This is a genomic window from Variovorax sp. Soil_C_26 (assembly GCF_057657075.1).
Window position 1 is genome coordinate 1 of the sequence record NZ_JBDGJC010000023.1, and the last position, 14,173, is coordinate 14,173.

The 14,173-nt window shown below is 64.4% G+C and carries 11 protein-coding genes and 1 pseudogene; 1 reads left to right on the plus strand and 11 read right to left on the minus strand.

Features of this window, described 5'->3' with window-relative positions:
* The 4 genes and pseudogenes from AC3A6G_RS27085 to AC3A6G_RS27100 form a co-directional block, all read right to left on the minus strand.
* Nucleotides 1-158: pseudogene (locus AC3A6G_RS27085) on the minus strand (PLP-dependent aminotransferase family protein); the annotation flags it as partial.
* On the minus strand, nucleotides 155-1,087 hold the full coding sequence (locus AC3A6G_RS27090) for a Bug family tripartite tricarboxylate transporter substrate binding protein (protein ID WP_487875063.1): 933 nt from the start codon (nucleotides 1,085-1,087) through the stop codon (nucleotides 155-157). The gene AC3A6G_RS27090 and the pseudogene AC3A6G_RS27085, both read right to left, overlap by 4 nt.
* 117 nt (nucleotides 1,088-1,204) lie before the next feature.
* On the minus strand, nucleotides 1,205-2,608 hold the full coding sequence (locus AC3A6G_RS27095; RefSeq protein WP_487875056.1) for an FAD-binding oxidoreductase: 1,404 nt from the start codon (nucleotides 2,606-2,608) through the stop codon (nucleotides 1,205-1,207).
* Nucleotides 2,605-4,005, minus strand: coding sequence for a tryptophanase (locus AC3A6G_RS27100; protein WP_487875057.1), 1,401 nt, complete (start codon nucleotides 4,003-4,005; stop codon nucleotides 2,605-2,607). The genes AC3A6G_RS27095 and AC3A6G_RS27100 overlap by 4 nt, the downstream gene beginning before the upstream one ends.
* A 207-nt stretch (nucleotides 4,006-4,212) precedes the next feature.
* Here AC3A6G_RS27100 and AC3A6G_RS27105 point away from each other — a divergent pair, with 207 nt between their 5' ends.
* Nucleotides 4,213-4,680 carry an Lrp/AsnC family transcriptional regulator gene (locus tag AC3A6G_RS27105; protein WP_487863055.1) on the plus strand — a complete coding sequence of 156 codons (468 nt, stop codon included), beginning with the start codon at nucleotides 4,213-4,215 and terminating at the stop codon, nucleotides 4,678-4,680.
* A gap of 165 nt (nucleotides 4,681-4,845) precedes the next feature.
* Here AC3A6G_RS27105 and AC3A6G_RS27110 read toward each other — a convergent pair whose 3' ends face one another.
* From AC3A6G_RS27110 to AC3A6G_RS27140, 7 genes are all read right to left on the minus strand, one after another.
* Nucleotides 4,846-5,376, minus strand: a complete 531-nt coding sequence (locus tag AC3A6G_RS27110) for a DUF421 domain-containing protein (protein WP_487875058.1) — start codon at nucleotides 5,374-5,376, stop codon at nucleotides 4,846-4,848.
* A gap of 132 nt (nucleotides 5,377-5,508) precedes the next feature.
* Nucleotides 5,509-6,039 (minus strand): helix-turn-helix domain-containing protein, encoded by a 531-nt coding sequence (locus AC3A6G_RS27115; protein WP_487875059.1) that lies wholly within the window; start codon nucleotides 6,037-6,039, stop codon nucleotides 5,509-5,511.
* Between the two features lie 166 nt (nucleotides 6,040-6,205).
* Complete coding sequence (gene bamE / locus AC3A6G_RS27120) at nucleotides 6,206-6,658, minus strand: outer membrane protein assembly factor BamE domain-containing protein (RefSeq protein ID WP_487875060.1); 453 nt, start codon at nucleotides 6,656-6,658, stop codon at nucleotides 6,206-6,208.
* A 36-nt stretch (nucleotides 6,659-6,694) separates the two neighbouring features.
* On the minus strand, nucleotides 6,695-7,924 hold the full coding sequence (locus AC3A6G_RS27125) for a beta-barrel domain-containing protein (RefSeq protein WP_487863051.1): 1,230 nt from the start codon (nucleotides 7,922-7,924) through the stop codon (nucleotides 6,695-6,697).
* Entirely contained in the window at nucleotides 7,921-10,113 is a 2,193-nt protein-coding gene (locus tag AC3A6G_RS27130; protein ID WP_487875064.1) for a type I secretion system permease/ATPase, read from the minus strand. Before AC3A6G_RS27130 ends, AC3A6G_RS27125 begins: the two co-directional genes overlap by 4 nt.
* A gap of 92 nt (nucleotides 10,114-10,205) precedes the next feature.
* On the minus strand, nucleotides 10,206-11,678 hold the full coding sequence (locus AC3A6G_RS27135; protein WP_487875061.1) for a TolC family outer membrane protein: 1,473 nt from the start codon (nucleotides 11,676-11,678) through the stop codon (nucleotides 10,206-10,208).
* Between the two features lie 98 nt (nucleotides 11,679-11,776).
* Nucleotides 11,777-14,173, minus strand: a 2,397-nt coding sequence (locus AC3A6G_RS27140; RefSeq protein WP_487875062.1) for an Ig-like domain-containing protein, incomplete at its 5' end; no start/stop codon positions are given.

Below are 14,173 nucleotides of genomic sequence, written 5' to 3' on the forward strand. Positions count from 1 at the left end.
AGCGCCTTCTGGCTCGCCTCCTTCAGGCCCTCCACGTCGAACATCGCGCTGTCGGGAAAGCCCCCCGCAAAGCTGATCATCCCAGGAGTCCCCAGCAGCTTGAAGAGCTCCCGGATGGCGGAGGTCTCGATGCCGTCCAGTCGCGTGGCGAACCTCATTGCGGTTGATACCCGCTTGCCTTGATGGTCTGCGCCCATTGCGTCGTGTACACGCGGACACGGTCGGTGAACTGCCGTTGGTTCATGAATTCAACCAAGAATCCCATTGCAGTGATTCGATCGCGCACGGCGGGAGTGCCGATCACCTTGGCCAAGGCAGCACCGAAGCGGTCGATCGCGGCCTGTGGCGTTCCGCGTGGAGCGAAGAAGCCGTAGTAGGGTAGGTCCTCGAGACCGGCCATGCCGATTTCGCTGAAAGTCTGCGCATCTGGGAAAGAAGGCTGGCGCTCTCGCCCGATGAGGGCAATGACGCGGAGCTTCCCGGCTTTGTGGTATTCGATGAAGTCGGCCATCGAACCGATGCCGGCAGGGATCTGATTGCTCAGCATATCGAGGATCATGGGGCCGCTGCCACGGTAGGGAACGGCTTGCAGATCGAGTCGGTACTTGGTGCCAATGTCCTTGACAAGAAACTCGGGGATGGAGGCCGGTGCCGGTACTCCGATCGCATTCGCTGTCCCGTTCTGCCGCTTGACCCGCGAAACGTACTCGGCGATGGTGCGCACGGGACTCGCCGCTGGGACGGCCAAGCCGTTGACGCTGTTGGCGAAACCGGCGACAGGCACGAAGTCCTTCAGCGGGTCGAAGCCCGGATTCTTCATCACCTGCGGAATGACGGAGATCGTGTGATCGTTGGAAAGAAAGAATGTCTTGCCGTCGGCGGGTGCGCCCTTGAGGATCTGCGCGGCGATCTGCCCCCCCGCGCCCGCGCGGTTGTCGACGACGACCTGCCTGCCCAGCTCTTCTCCAAGCCTCTCGGCAAGCACGCGCGCAATGGCGTCCGTGCCGCCCCCCGGCGGAAAGCCGACCAGGAGACGAAGGGCGTCGCCTCCCAATTGGGCACTGGCGGCACCCGCTGCCAACCACATGGACGAAATGAAGGCCGTACGCAGAACCTTCAAGGCGATACGCGAGATGCTGAACCTGATCATGAGTGCGCTCCAATCGAGAAATGGGTACGAGGTCGTTGCAGCTTCGATGAAGCGCTACGGCAGGAAGATCTTTCCCGGGTTGAGGATGTCGCCCGGATCGAGCGCATGCTTGATCCGACGCATCACGGACAGGGCGCCTTCGCCGGCTTCTGCCAACAGGAAACCGCGCTTGTGCAGCCCGATCCCATGCTCGCCGCTGCAAGTGCCTCCGAATGACAACGCCCGCTCCACCAAGCGCGTGTTCAGGGCCTCGGCCTGCGTCAGTTCCTGAGGTTCGAGAGGGTCGACCAGATAGGCAAAATGAAAATTTCCGTCGCCCACATGACCAACCAACGCGAAAGGAAGGCCGCTTGCCACTGCGTCGTCGATGGAGGCGAGCATGCAATCGGCCAGCTGCGAGATCGGCACGCAGGCATCCGTCGCAATGGCTCTGCAGCCCGGTCTCGACTGAAGTGCCGCAAAGAACGCTTGGTGCCGCGCGGTCCAGAGCCTCGTGCGCCCCTCGGGCGTTGTTTCCCATCCGAACGCAGACCCCCCATGACCCAACGCGATCTCCTCGACGATGGCGGTCTGCTCGCGCACGGATTGTGGCGAGCCATGAAACTCCATCAGCAGCAGAGGCGCTTCGCGCAGAGCCAGGTGCGAATGCTTGTTCACCATGCCGACCGTGCGCGCATCGAGGAGTTCGACCCGCGCGATCGGCAGTCCGTGCTGGATGATGTCGATGGTCGTGCGGATCGCCGTGCCGATGTCTGGGAACGAGCAGGTGGCGCAAGCGATGGCTTCGGGAAGCGGGCTCAATCTGACCGTCAGTTCGGTGATGACGCCTAGCGTGCCTTCGCTTCCGATGTAGAGGTGCGTCAGGTCGTAGCCGGCAGACGACTTCCTTGCACGCGTTCCAGTGCGAATGACGTCGCCCTGGGATGTCACTACCTCGAGCGCCAGGACGTTCTCGCGCATCGTGCCGTATCGGACTGCGTTCGTGCCGCTGGCCCGGGTGGCGGCCATTCCGCCCAGCGTCGCCTCGCCACCTGGGTCGACAGGGAAGAACAAGCCGAGGGCGCGGACGGCATCGTTGAGCTGCTTGCGTGTGACGCCGGGCTGAACCACCGCCAACATGTCGTCGGCCGCAACGTGAACGATCTGGTCCATGCGGCTTACGTCGAGGCTGATGCCGCCGTCGACGGCAAGCAGCTGGCCTTCCAGCGAAGTCCCGCCGCCAAACGCAATCACGGGCATGTCGTATCGGCTTGCCAGAGCCAGCGTGCTGGCGACCTCCCCGCTGCTCATGGCGAACACCACGACCTGCGGCGGGGGCACGTCGAACGCAGACTCGTCGCGCCCGTGCTGTTCACGCACGGCAAGCGCGAGCGAGCAGCGCATGCCGAAGCGGGTCTGAAGCTCGTCGATGGCCGCTTCGGGCAGCACACGTGCGGTGCGCGTGGGAGGGGATGTCATCCGGTGCTCCCGGGCATCCAGCGAAACCGGGCCGTGAAGTTCCGTAGGAGCTCGGGTTCGTGGGTGAAATCGAGTCCACGGATGGCGTCCGCGCGCTGGGCGACCGCAACAAGTGCGTCTGCGACATAGTCCATGTGGTCGTTCGTGTAGACCCGCCGCGGAATCGTCAGCCGCATCGACTCGAGGGGCGCTTTCTCCTGCACGCCGGTCAGCGGGTCGCGGCCCAGGAGCAGCGAACCGATCTCGACGGCCCGCACGCCGGACTCGATGTAGAGCTCGCATGCCAGCGCATGTGCGGGAAACTGCTCCGGGGGGATGTGGGGCAGCAAGGCTGCGGCATCGACGAACACGGCATGGCCTCCGGTCGGGTGCTGGATCGGGATGCCCTCGGCACGAAGACGTTCGCCCAGGTAGGCGACCTGGCCGACCCGGTAGTGCAGGTAATCCGGATCCATCGCCTCTTCCAGCCCGACGGCCAGCGCCTCCAGGTCGCGGCCTGCCAGGCCGCCGTAGGTGATGAACCCCTCGCGTACCACGCACCGCTCCTGCACCGCGCGGAACAGGTCCTCGTCGTCACGGAATGCGCAAAAACCCCCGATGTTGACCAGTCCGTCCTTCTTGGACGACATGACGGCGATGTCCGCGCAGGACATCATCTCGCGCACGATCTCCGGAATGCTGTGCTGTGCGTATTCCGGTTCGCGCTCATGAATGAACCACGCGTTCTCCGCGAAACGGGTCGCGTCTATGACCATCGGAATGCCGCCCTGGCGCGCAATCTGTGAGGCGGACCGCAGGTTGGCCAACGCGACGGGCTGGCCGCCGGTGGTGTTGCAGGTCACGGTCGCCACGATGGCCGCGACGTTGGATGCACCCTGGGTTTCGACGAGCCGGGCAAGCTCGCCCAGATCGAAGTTGCCCTTCCAGTCGTGGTATTCCCCGGTGTCGAGGGCTTCCTTGTTGAGCGCGTTGAGGGCGCGTGCGCCAGCCAGTTCAATGTGCACCTTGGTGGTGTCGAAGTGGAAGTTCGACAGGAACACCGGTCGTTCGGAACCCCGCCGCTTGACGAGCTCGGGATAGAGTATCTGCTCGGCGCCACGTCCCTGGTGAGCAGGGACGAGATAGGGGTAGCCGAACACCTTCTGGATGGTTTCGGCAAGCCGGTAGTAGCTGCGGCTGCCGGCATATGCCTCGTCGGCAGCCATCATGGCGCTCCACTGTCGGTCGCTCATGGCGCCGCTGCCGCTGTCGGTGAGGAGGTCGATGTAGACGTCGTCGCTGCGCAGAAGGAACGGGTTGAGGCCTGCTTCGAGCAGCGCCTTCTCTCGGTGCTCTCGCGTCGTCATCGTGATTCTCTCGACGGTCTTGATGCGGAACGGCTCGGGTATGCGTTTCATGAAAGTTCCATGCTGTTGGATCGACCAGGCTCGGCAGGAGGCCGGCAAAATGACAGATTGCGTCGAATGGAGTACGACGTTCTGTCGTCGAAGAACAGAGGAATTATTGGGCTCCAGGCGCGGAATGAGCTTTCATTTACCGCATCACAGCAGCAAAATAAGATCATGAGTTGCATGAATCCAGAGAATCGAGCAATATAATTTCATATGCTCAAGCTCGACAGCACCGACGTGCGCATCCTTCGCCTTCTGCAAGAGAACGGCCGGATGTCGAACCTCGAAATGGCAGAGGCCATCGGTCTTTCACCGGCACAGTGCAGCCGGCGCCACCACCGTCTGGACGAGGGAGGTGTGATTGCCCGGTACGAGGCGCGCCTTCGACCCGCCGCGCTGGGTCTGCAGGTGACGGCATTCGTCCACATCGGGATGGAGCGGGGCCATATGCGAGATCTCAAGCTCTTCCGCCAGACCCTTGCCCAGATGCCCGAGGTGCTGGAGTGCCACTCGGTCACAGGGGACTTCGACTATGTCCTCAAGGTGATTGCCCGCGACCTCGAGGGACTCAACGTCATCTTGACGGAGCGTCTGGTGGCGTTGCCCGGCGTCAACTTCGTCAAGTCACTCGTCTGCCTGGAAGAGATAAAGCCGCGATCGGGGCTCCCTCTGCCACAGTAGAGCGCTGAAGGCGAACGCACCGCTCGCCGGCGTGGGTCGATCCGCACCCACAACGCACTTCGGTGAAGGTGTGGTCCGAGCCGGCGCAGATTTCGGAGTTGTCAAGACTGCACGTCGTGACAGCCGTTTGTCCAGCCGATGATGTTCCGGCGAATCTCTTGGCTGCTATTGAACGCGAGGCCTAGTGAGAGCCTCTGCCCACGTGTCGTTGTTGCAGCGCGAGCATCGGGCCTCTTGGCCCGCTTCGATCGACCGTGGCAAGCCGCAACGAGTGCAGCAGTAGAGCCCGCCTGCTTTGATCCGCCGCGAAACTTCACGATGCGAGGGCGGCAACACCGACAGCCCTGCACGCACATCGGCACATTCGAAAAAATAGAGGCTCACGTCTCCGTCCGTCTCGAGTATCGCCAGGCGGATCTGCCCCAGATGCTCGACGCCGCGTTGGCGAAGCTCCATGAATAGTTCAGATGAAGACATGTTCAGGCCATCGAGGGAATCCAGTCTGTAGAGTCCATCTTCGATAACGGTGATGGGCCTTCCGTCCATCCACCCCTCAATCCGTTTGCTGCGGGTCATCGCAAACGTTGTTATGCGGTGCAGCCCCAGGAGCGTCAGGAACACCACGGCGACCGGAATAACAGGTACATCGTCATAAAACGACACGTCGCCTGCTGCAGAACCCAAAGTGAGGATCACGACCAGCTCGAACAGCGAGAGCTGTCTGATCCCTCGCCGTCCACTGAACTTCAGAAATAGAAAGACGGCGGTATACGCAAAGAAGGTGCGCAGGGCGACTTCTGGGGGTCAGTTCAAATCCGGGGCGATTCACTAAGCCCAAGTCAGCGGTTGTACCGTCAGCCTGTAACCGCTCCCGCGCGTCCGAAGCAACGTGAATTCATTTTCGCCGCCGAGGCTCAAGCGCGAACGGATTTGTGACACGCAAGCAAAAAGCGCACGCGAGCGGTTTGCGGCTCGCGAACGTGCCCAGTGCAGCTCCAAAAGAGTCTCGTGGGAGACGGTCCTTTCGAGATTGCAGAAGATCGTGAGGGCGACGTCGAACTGGCGCGGATGAAGGTGAATACTCTGGCCCTTCGCGAAAACGAGATTGCTGCCGTCCAGAGAAAAGTCGTAGTGCCCCCAGGACACCACCGGTCTCGGGTCGGGCTCTAGCGTTCCGGCGTCAGAGCGCCTTGCCGCAGAGTGTTGCCCACAGACATCCGGAAGACGCAGGAGCCTCGCGCTCGCGAGCGTACGAGCGTGTCGAATGGGTATCTCCACGATGTCCCTATGTGAGCAGCAATACGGCCGTCTTCTCGCGCGACGTCGAGCAAGATGCGGAGGATCAGGCGCTCGAAGCACTTGAGGCGCTTCAGCGTCACGACCAGACCTCAGGCGTTGGCCTATCCCAAGGACGCGTGCCTTGTCAAAGCCTAAGCGCCCGGAGTGGGATATCTCGGACGTTCTCTGTCAAGAGGCATGCAGGCAACCCTGCAGTGCCCGCATCAAGCGCGATGAACGCCGGGGTTCAATTGGCGGGTGCCTTGGACACCAGGTCCAGGCACTGCTGACGGCGCCAGACGGTCTCCCGGACTGCCTTCTTTCCCTCGTCGAACACGACTTTGTATTGGCACACGAGGTAGTTGCTGGATTGCGGCAGCCGGAACTTGAAGTTGTAGTCCCATTCCGGACCGCGCGGCCCCTGCGCGTCGCGCAGCGGTTGTCCGAGCAGGCTTTGAACTTGAGCCGCTGCCACACCGGCTGTGATCTGTCGGAATGCCGCCGGCTTTGTCACCACGCCGTCGCGCAGGAAGGGCTCGCGGAAGTCAGGGCGGCGCGCATCCACATCCCGATATTCGAGCTTGTTCGGATTGCTGACCGGATCGACGGGATTCTCCCGTGCAAGGGCAGAAGACGCGCCAGCGGCCAGCGCGAGGCTCAGCACGAGGCGGGACATGTGATTGGTTCGGAAAGACTTCATGGGAAGGGTCCTCATTGGAAGGGGGTTGCAGATGAATCAACGCTCCCGCAGCGCTTCTCGCGCGCGGTTCAGCGGTTTGGTCAGGTAGTCCCAGACGGTTTTCTGGCCGGTCTGGATGTCGGCCGTGGCGACCATTCCTGGCACGATCGGGAAGCGCTTGCCGCTCTTGCTGACCAAAGCGTCCGAGTCGGTACGCACCAGCACAGGGTAGTAGACGACCTCCGGCTTGACCTCGTCGCGCAGGGTGTCCGGCGCGATGTTCACGACCTTGCCGTCCAGGCCGCCGTAGATCGAGTAGTCGTAGGCAGTGATCTTCACCAGCGCGCCCTGGTCGGGATGAATGAAGGCGATGTCGCGCGGCGAGATGCGCACCTCGACCAGCAGTTGGTCGTCCAGCGGTACCAGCGTCATCAACGAACCGTTGGGCGGCACCACGCCGCCGATCGTGGTGACGTCCAGGCTCTTGACGATTCCGCGCACGGGCGACTGCAGTGTCAGGCGATCCAGCATGTCGGCCCGCCCTCGGACCACGGAGGACAGCGACTTGACCTCGGCATCCGCCTTGGCCAGCTCCTCGCGGCTGCGCACCATGTAGCTGGAACGCGCTTCGGCAATCTTGAGCTCGAGTTCGGCGCCCTGGCGCTGCAGGCGGATCAACTCGACATTGCTGGCCGCGCCACTCGCGACCAGGGAGCGGGTGATCTCCAGCTCTCGGCGCACCAGACCGAGCGCTTGGCTCAGGCCGCCCACGGTCTCCGCGAGGCCTGAACGGCGCGAGCGGAACAGGGCCGCTTCCGAGGAGGTCAACTGCGGCCAATCCTGAAGTTCAGCCGAAAACTTGATCTCGCCCTGTCCGTTGACTTCCGCGCGCAGGCGCGCACTGCTGGCGAGCGCCGCGCGGTAACGCGCCGCGGACTCTTCGACGTTCGACTCGCCGCGGGTGGGATCGAGCTGGGCCAGCACTTCGCCCTTCTCGACGATCTGCCCTTCGCGCACGCGCAGTTCGGTCAGGATCCCGCCTTCGAGGGACTGGATGCGCTGCTCGCGCGAGCTGGGAATCACCTTGCCCGTGCCACTGGATACCTCGTCGATCTGGAAGTACCAGGCCCAGGCGAAGAACGCCGCCAGGAGCAGCGCTACCAGCCACACGACCCGCCCGGACTTGCTGGCGCGGACTTCATCGTAGTCGTCCAGATTCGGAAGGCCCGCGGCGCGCGGCGCATGATCCACGGCGCCCTGAGGCCTGATCGTCAGACCTGCACTCATGATGCATCGCTCCCTGGTTGTTCGTCCTGCTTTCGCGGTGGCTGGCTTTGCACCTGCACACGATGGATGACCCGCGGCGACTCCGGCCTGGCCGCGGCGGTCGCTGAACTCGCGGGGGCGCCTTTGCGCAGTTGCGCAAGCACCTCGTCGCGCCCGCCGTCCATCACGATGACGCCGCGGTCCACCACGATGACCCGGTCGACAGCGTCCAGTACTGCGGGACGGTGGGTTGCCACGACGAGTGTCCGGCCGGGGGCAAGCGTACGCAAGGTCTTGAGCACATCTCGCTCCGACACTTCGTCCAGCATGGCGGTCGGCTCGTCGAGAAGCAGCACGCGAGGCTCTCTCAGAATCAGGCGCGCGAGAAGCAGGCTCTGCCGCTGCCCGCCGGACAGGCCGAGCCCGCCCTCTTGCACCGGATGGTCCATGCCCGCGGAGAGCTGACGCACGAAGGTCCATGCGCCCACGGCCTGCAACGCATCGATCAGCTCGGCGTCGGTGGCATGCGGTGCGCCCAGCGTGAGATTCTCCCGCAGCGTGCCATGGAAAAGCCGCGCGTTCTGCGTCAGCAGGGCCACGTCGCGGCGCACGTCGGCAGGGTCGATGTGCGACAGGGCCACGCGGTCCAGCAGGACCATGCCGGCCTTGGGCTCGAGCAGACCCGACAGCGCCTGCAGCAGCGTGGACTTGCCCGCGCCGTTGCGCCCCAGTATGGCGATGCGCTCGCCTGCGCGGATGTTCAGCGCCTTGACACTGAGCGCCTGCGTACGACCATCATGGGTGAACGCAGCCTCGCGGAATTCGTAATCTCCCTGCAGGGCCGGGCGATGGATGCGCGTGCTGTCGGGCGCATGGTCGACCGGCAAGTGCATCAACTGATCCAGGCCCTGGCTCGCGACACGCGCCTGCTGCCACCGGTTGAGCACCTGGGTCACGCCCGCCAGCGGTGCGAGCATGCGGCTCACCAGGATGGAGGCGGCCACCAGCACGCCTGTGCTCATCTCGCCGGCAATCACCATCGGGGCGCCGAAGAAGATCACCACGGCGAAGGCGCCTCCCTGCACCGTTTGCAGCCAGTTGTTCAGGCCATTGAGCAGTGCGCGCAGCTTCAAGCCCGATTCCGCATTGATGGCGTTGTAGTGGTTCCATTGGTTCTGGAAGCGGGGTTCCGCCTGGAGCACCTTGATGTCCTCGATTCCCTGCACCGCCTCGACCAGCATCGCATTGCGCAGCGACGCCTCGCGCATGCTGGCCTGTGCGAGCTCGCGCAACCTGCGCTGGGCCAGCAGGCTCGGCAGCAGCAACAGCACGAACGCCGCCAGCGGCACCAGCACCAGCGGGCCGGCGATGAACCAGAACACGACACTGAACAGCAGGAAGAATGGCAGGTCCGCCGCTGCCGTGATCGTGGTGGAAGTAAGCATTTCGCGCACCGGCTCCAGCTCCCTGACCTGCGAGACGAAGGTACCGGTCGCACGCGGGCGAGCGGTGTTCCTGACCCGCAGCGCGTGACCGAATACGCGGTCCGAGATGCGCAGGTCGGCGCGCTTTCCAAGCACATCGGTGATGCGCATGCGCGCACCGCGCATCATCGATGCGAAGAGCAAAGACAGCAGAACACCACCGAACAACACCCAGAGCGTTGGCTCGGACTGTGCCGGCACGACGCGGTCGTAGACCTGCATGGAGAACAGCACGCCACCCAGGGCCATCAGGTTCGTAACGAACGACGCAATCAGAATGTGCGCGAAGGGCCGCAGGTCCGCCAGCACGATGCGGCGCAGCCAGTGGCGCTCGACCGGCTTGATATAGCCGTCCACGCGCGAATCCGGTGCGGACTGGATCGGACGAAGCACGGCGAGCGCCTGCACATGGGGCTGGAGCTCCTCGACGGTGCGCGTGCTTTCTGCGCCCTGGTCTCCGCAAAAGGCCAGACGCAGCCCGTCGGCCGTGATGGCCGTGACCACCGCCACCTGGTCACCGTCGAGCTGAACGACCACCGGGAGGCGCCAGGGACTGAGTGCATCGAGGCGAGGCTCCACGTGGCGCAGCGTGAGCCCGGCCTGCTGCGCCATCTGACGCACGCTCTCCTCCAGCGTCAAGCTGCTGTTCCAGTCGGTGGCGACGCGGATGCGTTCGGGCGATGCGTCCAGCTGGTAGTGCGCGGCCACGGCCAGCACGGCGTCCATCCAGCCATGCGCGAGGCCGGAGAGACCGCGCGGGGTCGCGGCCTGCGAGGCCTCGACTTCCTCGTTGTTCCCGGTTTGCGAGACGGTGGCGTTCATCGCACGCTCCCGCCAGCGCTGGCGCGCAGATCGTCGATGCCGAATATCGCGCGCAACTGACCGGTCTGGTAGAGGCACTGCACCGCGAGACGCTGCAGCTCGTGCGCGCTTTCGGCCTGCTCGAAACGCACCGCGTGGTACTCCTGCTCGGCGTTGAGCAAGTCCAGGAGCGAGCGCGTGCCCAGCTGCAGGTACTGCTGCTTGTACAGGTCGCGCGTGGAACGGATGCTGTCGACCCGCGCGGCCAGCACCGGCAGGCGCTGGACCTGGCCTTGCGACTGAGCAAGCGCATCCTCCAGCGCCTGGCGCGCAGCCAGCTCTGCCTGGGCCCGCGCTGCATCTGCCGCGCTCAGCGCGTAGGCGGCGGCGCGCTTGCGCGACTGGTTGCCTCCGCCCTCGTAGAGCGGCGCGGAGAAGTTCAAGCCGACGGTGGTGTTCAGGCCGTTTTCGCCGGGCAGGCGCGAGCGGGCATCCAGGCCGCGCCCGACCGACCCATCGAGCGACAGCGTGGGCAACAGCTGCGCCTCGGCAGCGCGAAGGTCCGCCTTGGCAATCTCGCGCTGCGCGTCGGCCAGCTGCACAGCGGGCGGGTTGACCGGTTGCGTGCCCATGCCCGCCCGACAGGCCCCGTCGAGCGCAGCCGGAGGCGTATCGGTGATGTCGACAGGCGAGCGAGAGCCCGTGAGGTGCATCAGATTGACGCGCCAGCGGGCGAGCTGCGCATCGGCAGTCAGCTGCTGCGCACGCGCGGCCTCCACGCGAGACTGGGCCTGGACCACATCCGAGCGCGAACTCGCGCCTTGGCGGGCGCGCTCGAACACCAGATCGGTCAGCGCCTGAACCCCACGGATTTGATCGCGTGCGATCTCGCCCAACTCCTTCTGGCGGTGGATCTCGATCCACGAGAACGCCGTCTCGCGCGCCACCTCGTCCGCGGACAGCTCGGACTGTGCCTTCGTGGCGGCGACCGATGCTTCCGCCTGATCCACCGCACTCGCGACCTTGCCGAAGTCGTAGAGCACTTGCGATACGGAAAGGTCGATTGTGTTCAGGCGCCGGCTCTCATAGGAGCCGATGTTGCGATTGCTCAGCTGCGAATTGATGCCACCCCGTACTTGGGGGTAGTAGCCTGCGCGCGCCGTCTCGATGCCTTCGGTCGCCTGGAGGATCTGCTGCGCGGTCGTCCGAACACTGGGGTGCCATTCGACTGCAGCACGCATGGCCTGGGGCAGGCTCAACCGGGCGGACTGCACCGCGCCGCCCGACACCGGCGGGTGGCCGGGTGAGGTTGGCGTGGCCTGCGTCTGCGCCTGTACCACGCCTGCGAGCGCCAGCAGGCAAACCACGACCGCTGCAGGAGCAGTCGCATGCTTGCGCGGAGCGCCGGTAATAGAAAGAAGCATGGAATAAGAATGGAAAAAGGAATCGGGACGATTGCCTTGCGCGATGGCGAACAGACCGGCAAGCACGCAAGGCTCCCACCTGTCGAGCGGGTGCCCTGACAGGTGGAATCCGCCACCAGCGGCTAGCGCCGCCGTCGCGGAACGCCGCGCTTCTTCATGCGCCGTTAGGCGTACATCGCCGCAGCATGGTGCAGTTCGTCGTCAAGCGCGCTGGCAACCGGCGCAACGAATGTCTGCGAATCTCCGCTGCCCGATCCCGCGTCGGTCGCAGCGTGTGCTTCCGTGGTCGTGTGCAGCGGCGGGAAGGCAGCGTTGAGCAAGCCCTCGAAGGACGATCCGGAACTGTCGCCGGAGCTCAGCAGGTCCGTCTTCCAATTGGCATCGTCCCTCTGGCCCGCGTTGTCCGGCGCTTCGAGGGCGTCCACCGCCTGCAGCCCCAGGGAGTCCGTGGCCGCGAAACTGAAAGCGGAGACTGGCGGACTGCCGAACGTGATGTTCAGCGTCTGAGTCGCGGTGTTGCTCACGTCGCCATCGCGGTCCGTGACCTCGTAGGTGATGGTTTCCGTGTAGTTGGCTGGCAACGCCTGATAGTTGAATTCGCCCGTCTCGAGCTCCACCATCAGCGTCCCGCCTGCCTCTGTGGTCACCGTCACCGTCTTCGTAGTCGAATCGAAAACGTAGTCGGGTGCAGTGCCGTCCGCTGTCACGTTGAGGATGCCGGTTGCAGTGTCGTATTCATAGACATCGCCGTCGAGCGTCATGGTCGAGACGTAGCCGCCGTCGCCCCCGAACCCTTGACCCTCTCCGAGGCCGCCCGTCAGCAAGTTGCCCACCGCCGGCGGGCTGATCGTGCCTTGGAGCACGTCGTCGAGTTCGCTGGTGTCTCTGATGATCAGACCATCCTTGTCGGTTCCATCCGGCTCCGTGCTGCCGTCGTAGGCAATCGGATTGACCTGCGCCGCGTGTCCAGCGTTGAGGCTGTTGCCGATGCCGATCGCATACGAATTGATGTCCCGATCGGCCAGGAATTCACTCCAGCTCGCTTCTCGCGTCGGCGTGATTTCTGCGCCGGCGTTGGGTTCGCCGTCCGTGAAGAAATACGAGACGTTCTGAACGTCGGGTCCGACCAGCTTGCCAGCGGAATCGAAGCCGTTGGCACCCATGGCTGCCTGCAGGGCGGACCAGTAGTTGGTCGTTCCACTTGAGGACAGCGCATTGATCGTCGAGATCGCCGTTCCCGCGTCCATCCAGTTTGCGTAGGCCTGGCCGCTGGTGCTGAAGGTCACCAGCTTGACCATGACGTCGCCGTAATCGTCGTAGCTCTCGATCAGGTTCTGGATGGCCTCCTTGGCACGCTGTAGACGAGTTGGAGCCTCCATGGCCATGCTGCCCGAGAGATCCAGCACCACCATCAGATTCGTCTGCAGCTCCTCGACGTTCACGGAAACCTGGCCGTCGCCGAGCACCGGCGCGTCATCCTGCACACTGACGTTGAAGCTCGCCGGCGCGCTGTTGTTCACGCCATCGCCGACCGTGGCCGTGAAGGCGAGGGACAGCGCGTCCTCTCCGCTCGCCGGGTGGTCCATCGGACCCGTCAACGTCGCGGTATACGTGGCAGCAAAATTGCCAGGAGTCGTCTGGCTCACAGAGCCCACCTGCACCGTCATGATCGAGGTCACGACCCCGCCGATCACGGCGCTTCCCGTCAGGGTGCTGGAGGCGGCATCCCAGTTCCACGTCACAGGCTGCCCTTGCGCAGTGATGCCGGCGGGGCCGCCGAGCGACACGACAAGATCGGCAGGTGCGGTGCCCGCGTCGTCGACGATGGAGAGAGTGCCCTGGGTCACGGCGGAGTGGTCCGTGCCTGCGTAGATGCCGCCGGGCAGGGCATCCTCGTAGACCGGGCCTGCAGAAGTAGCGCTCAATGCCGGCGCTTCGTTGACGTCCTGCTCCGAGAGCGTGACGGTGATGTCCCTCGTGCCGCCGGCGCCATCGCTGGCCTGCACGGTCAACGCGTGGACGTTGGGGCCTGCCTCGTAGTTGTTGGCCTGCGCACTCACGCCCGCCGCAGTCAGGGTGATGCGACCATCGGCGTCGATGGCATACCACCCGTTTTCGTTGCCCGCCGTGATGGCGTAGGTCGCCGAAGGGCCGTCCACGTCCGTCGTCCTGACGACACCCAGAACGTCTGCTTCCGTGCTGTTTTCGTTGTACGAGAACGAATAACTGCCCGTCGGGTTGTTGTCGTCGCCGATGAACACAGGCGCATCGTTGACTGGGCTGATCGTCACGTCCACCGTGCTGGTGGCCGTGCCGCCATTGCCGTCGCTAACAACGACGGTGAAGCTGTCGCTGCCGCTGAAGTTCGCGCCGGGCGTGTACGTGTAGGTTCCGTTCGGATTGACGATCACGGTGCCGTTGGCCGGCGGCGTGCCCGCCACGTAGCTCAGGCTGTCGCCGTCGAGGTCGACCCCGGTCACCTGGCCGTTGACGGGCGTGTCCTCGGGCGTGGTCAGCGTGTAGTTCGGAACGGTGGGCGCATCGTTGGTCGGGCTGACCGT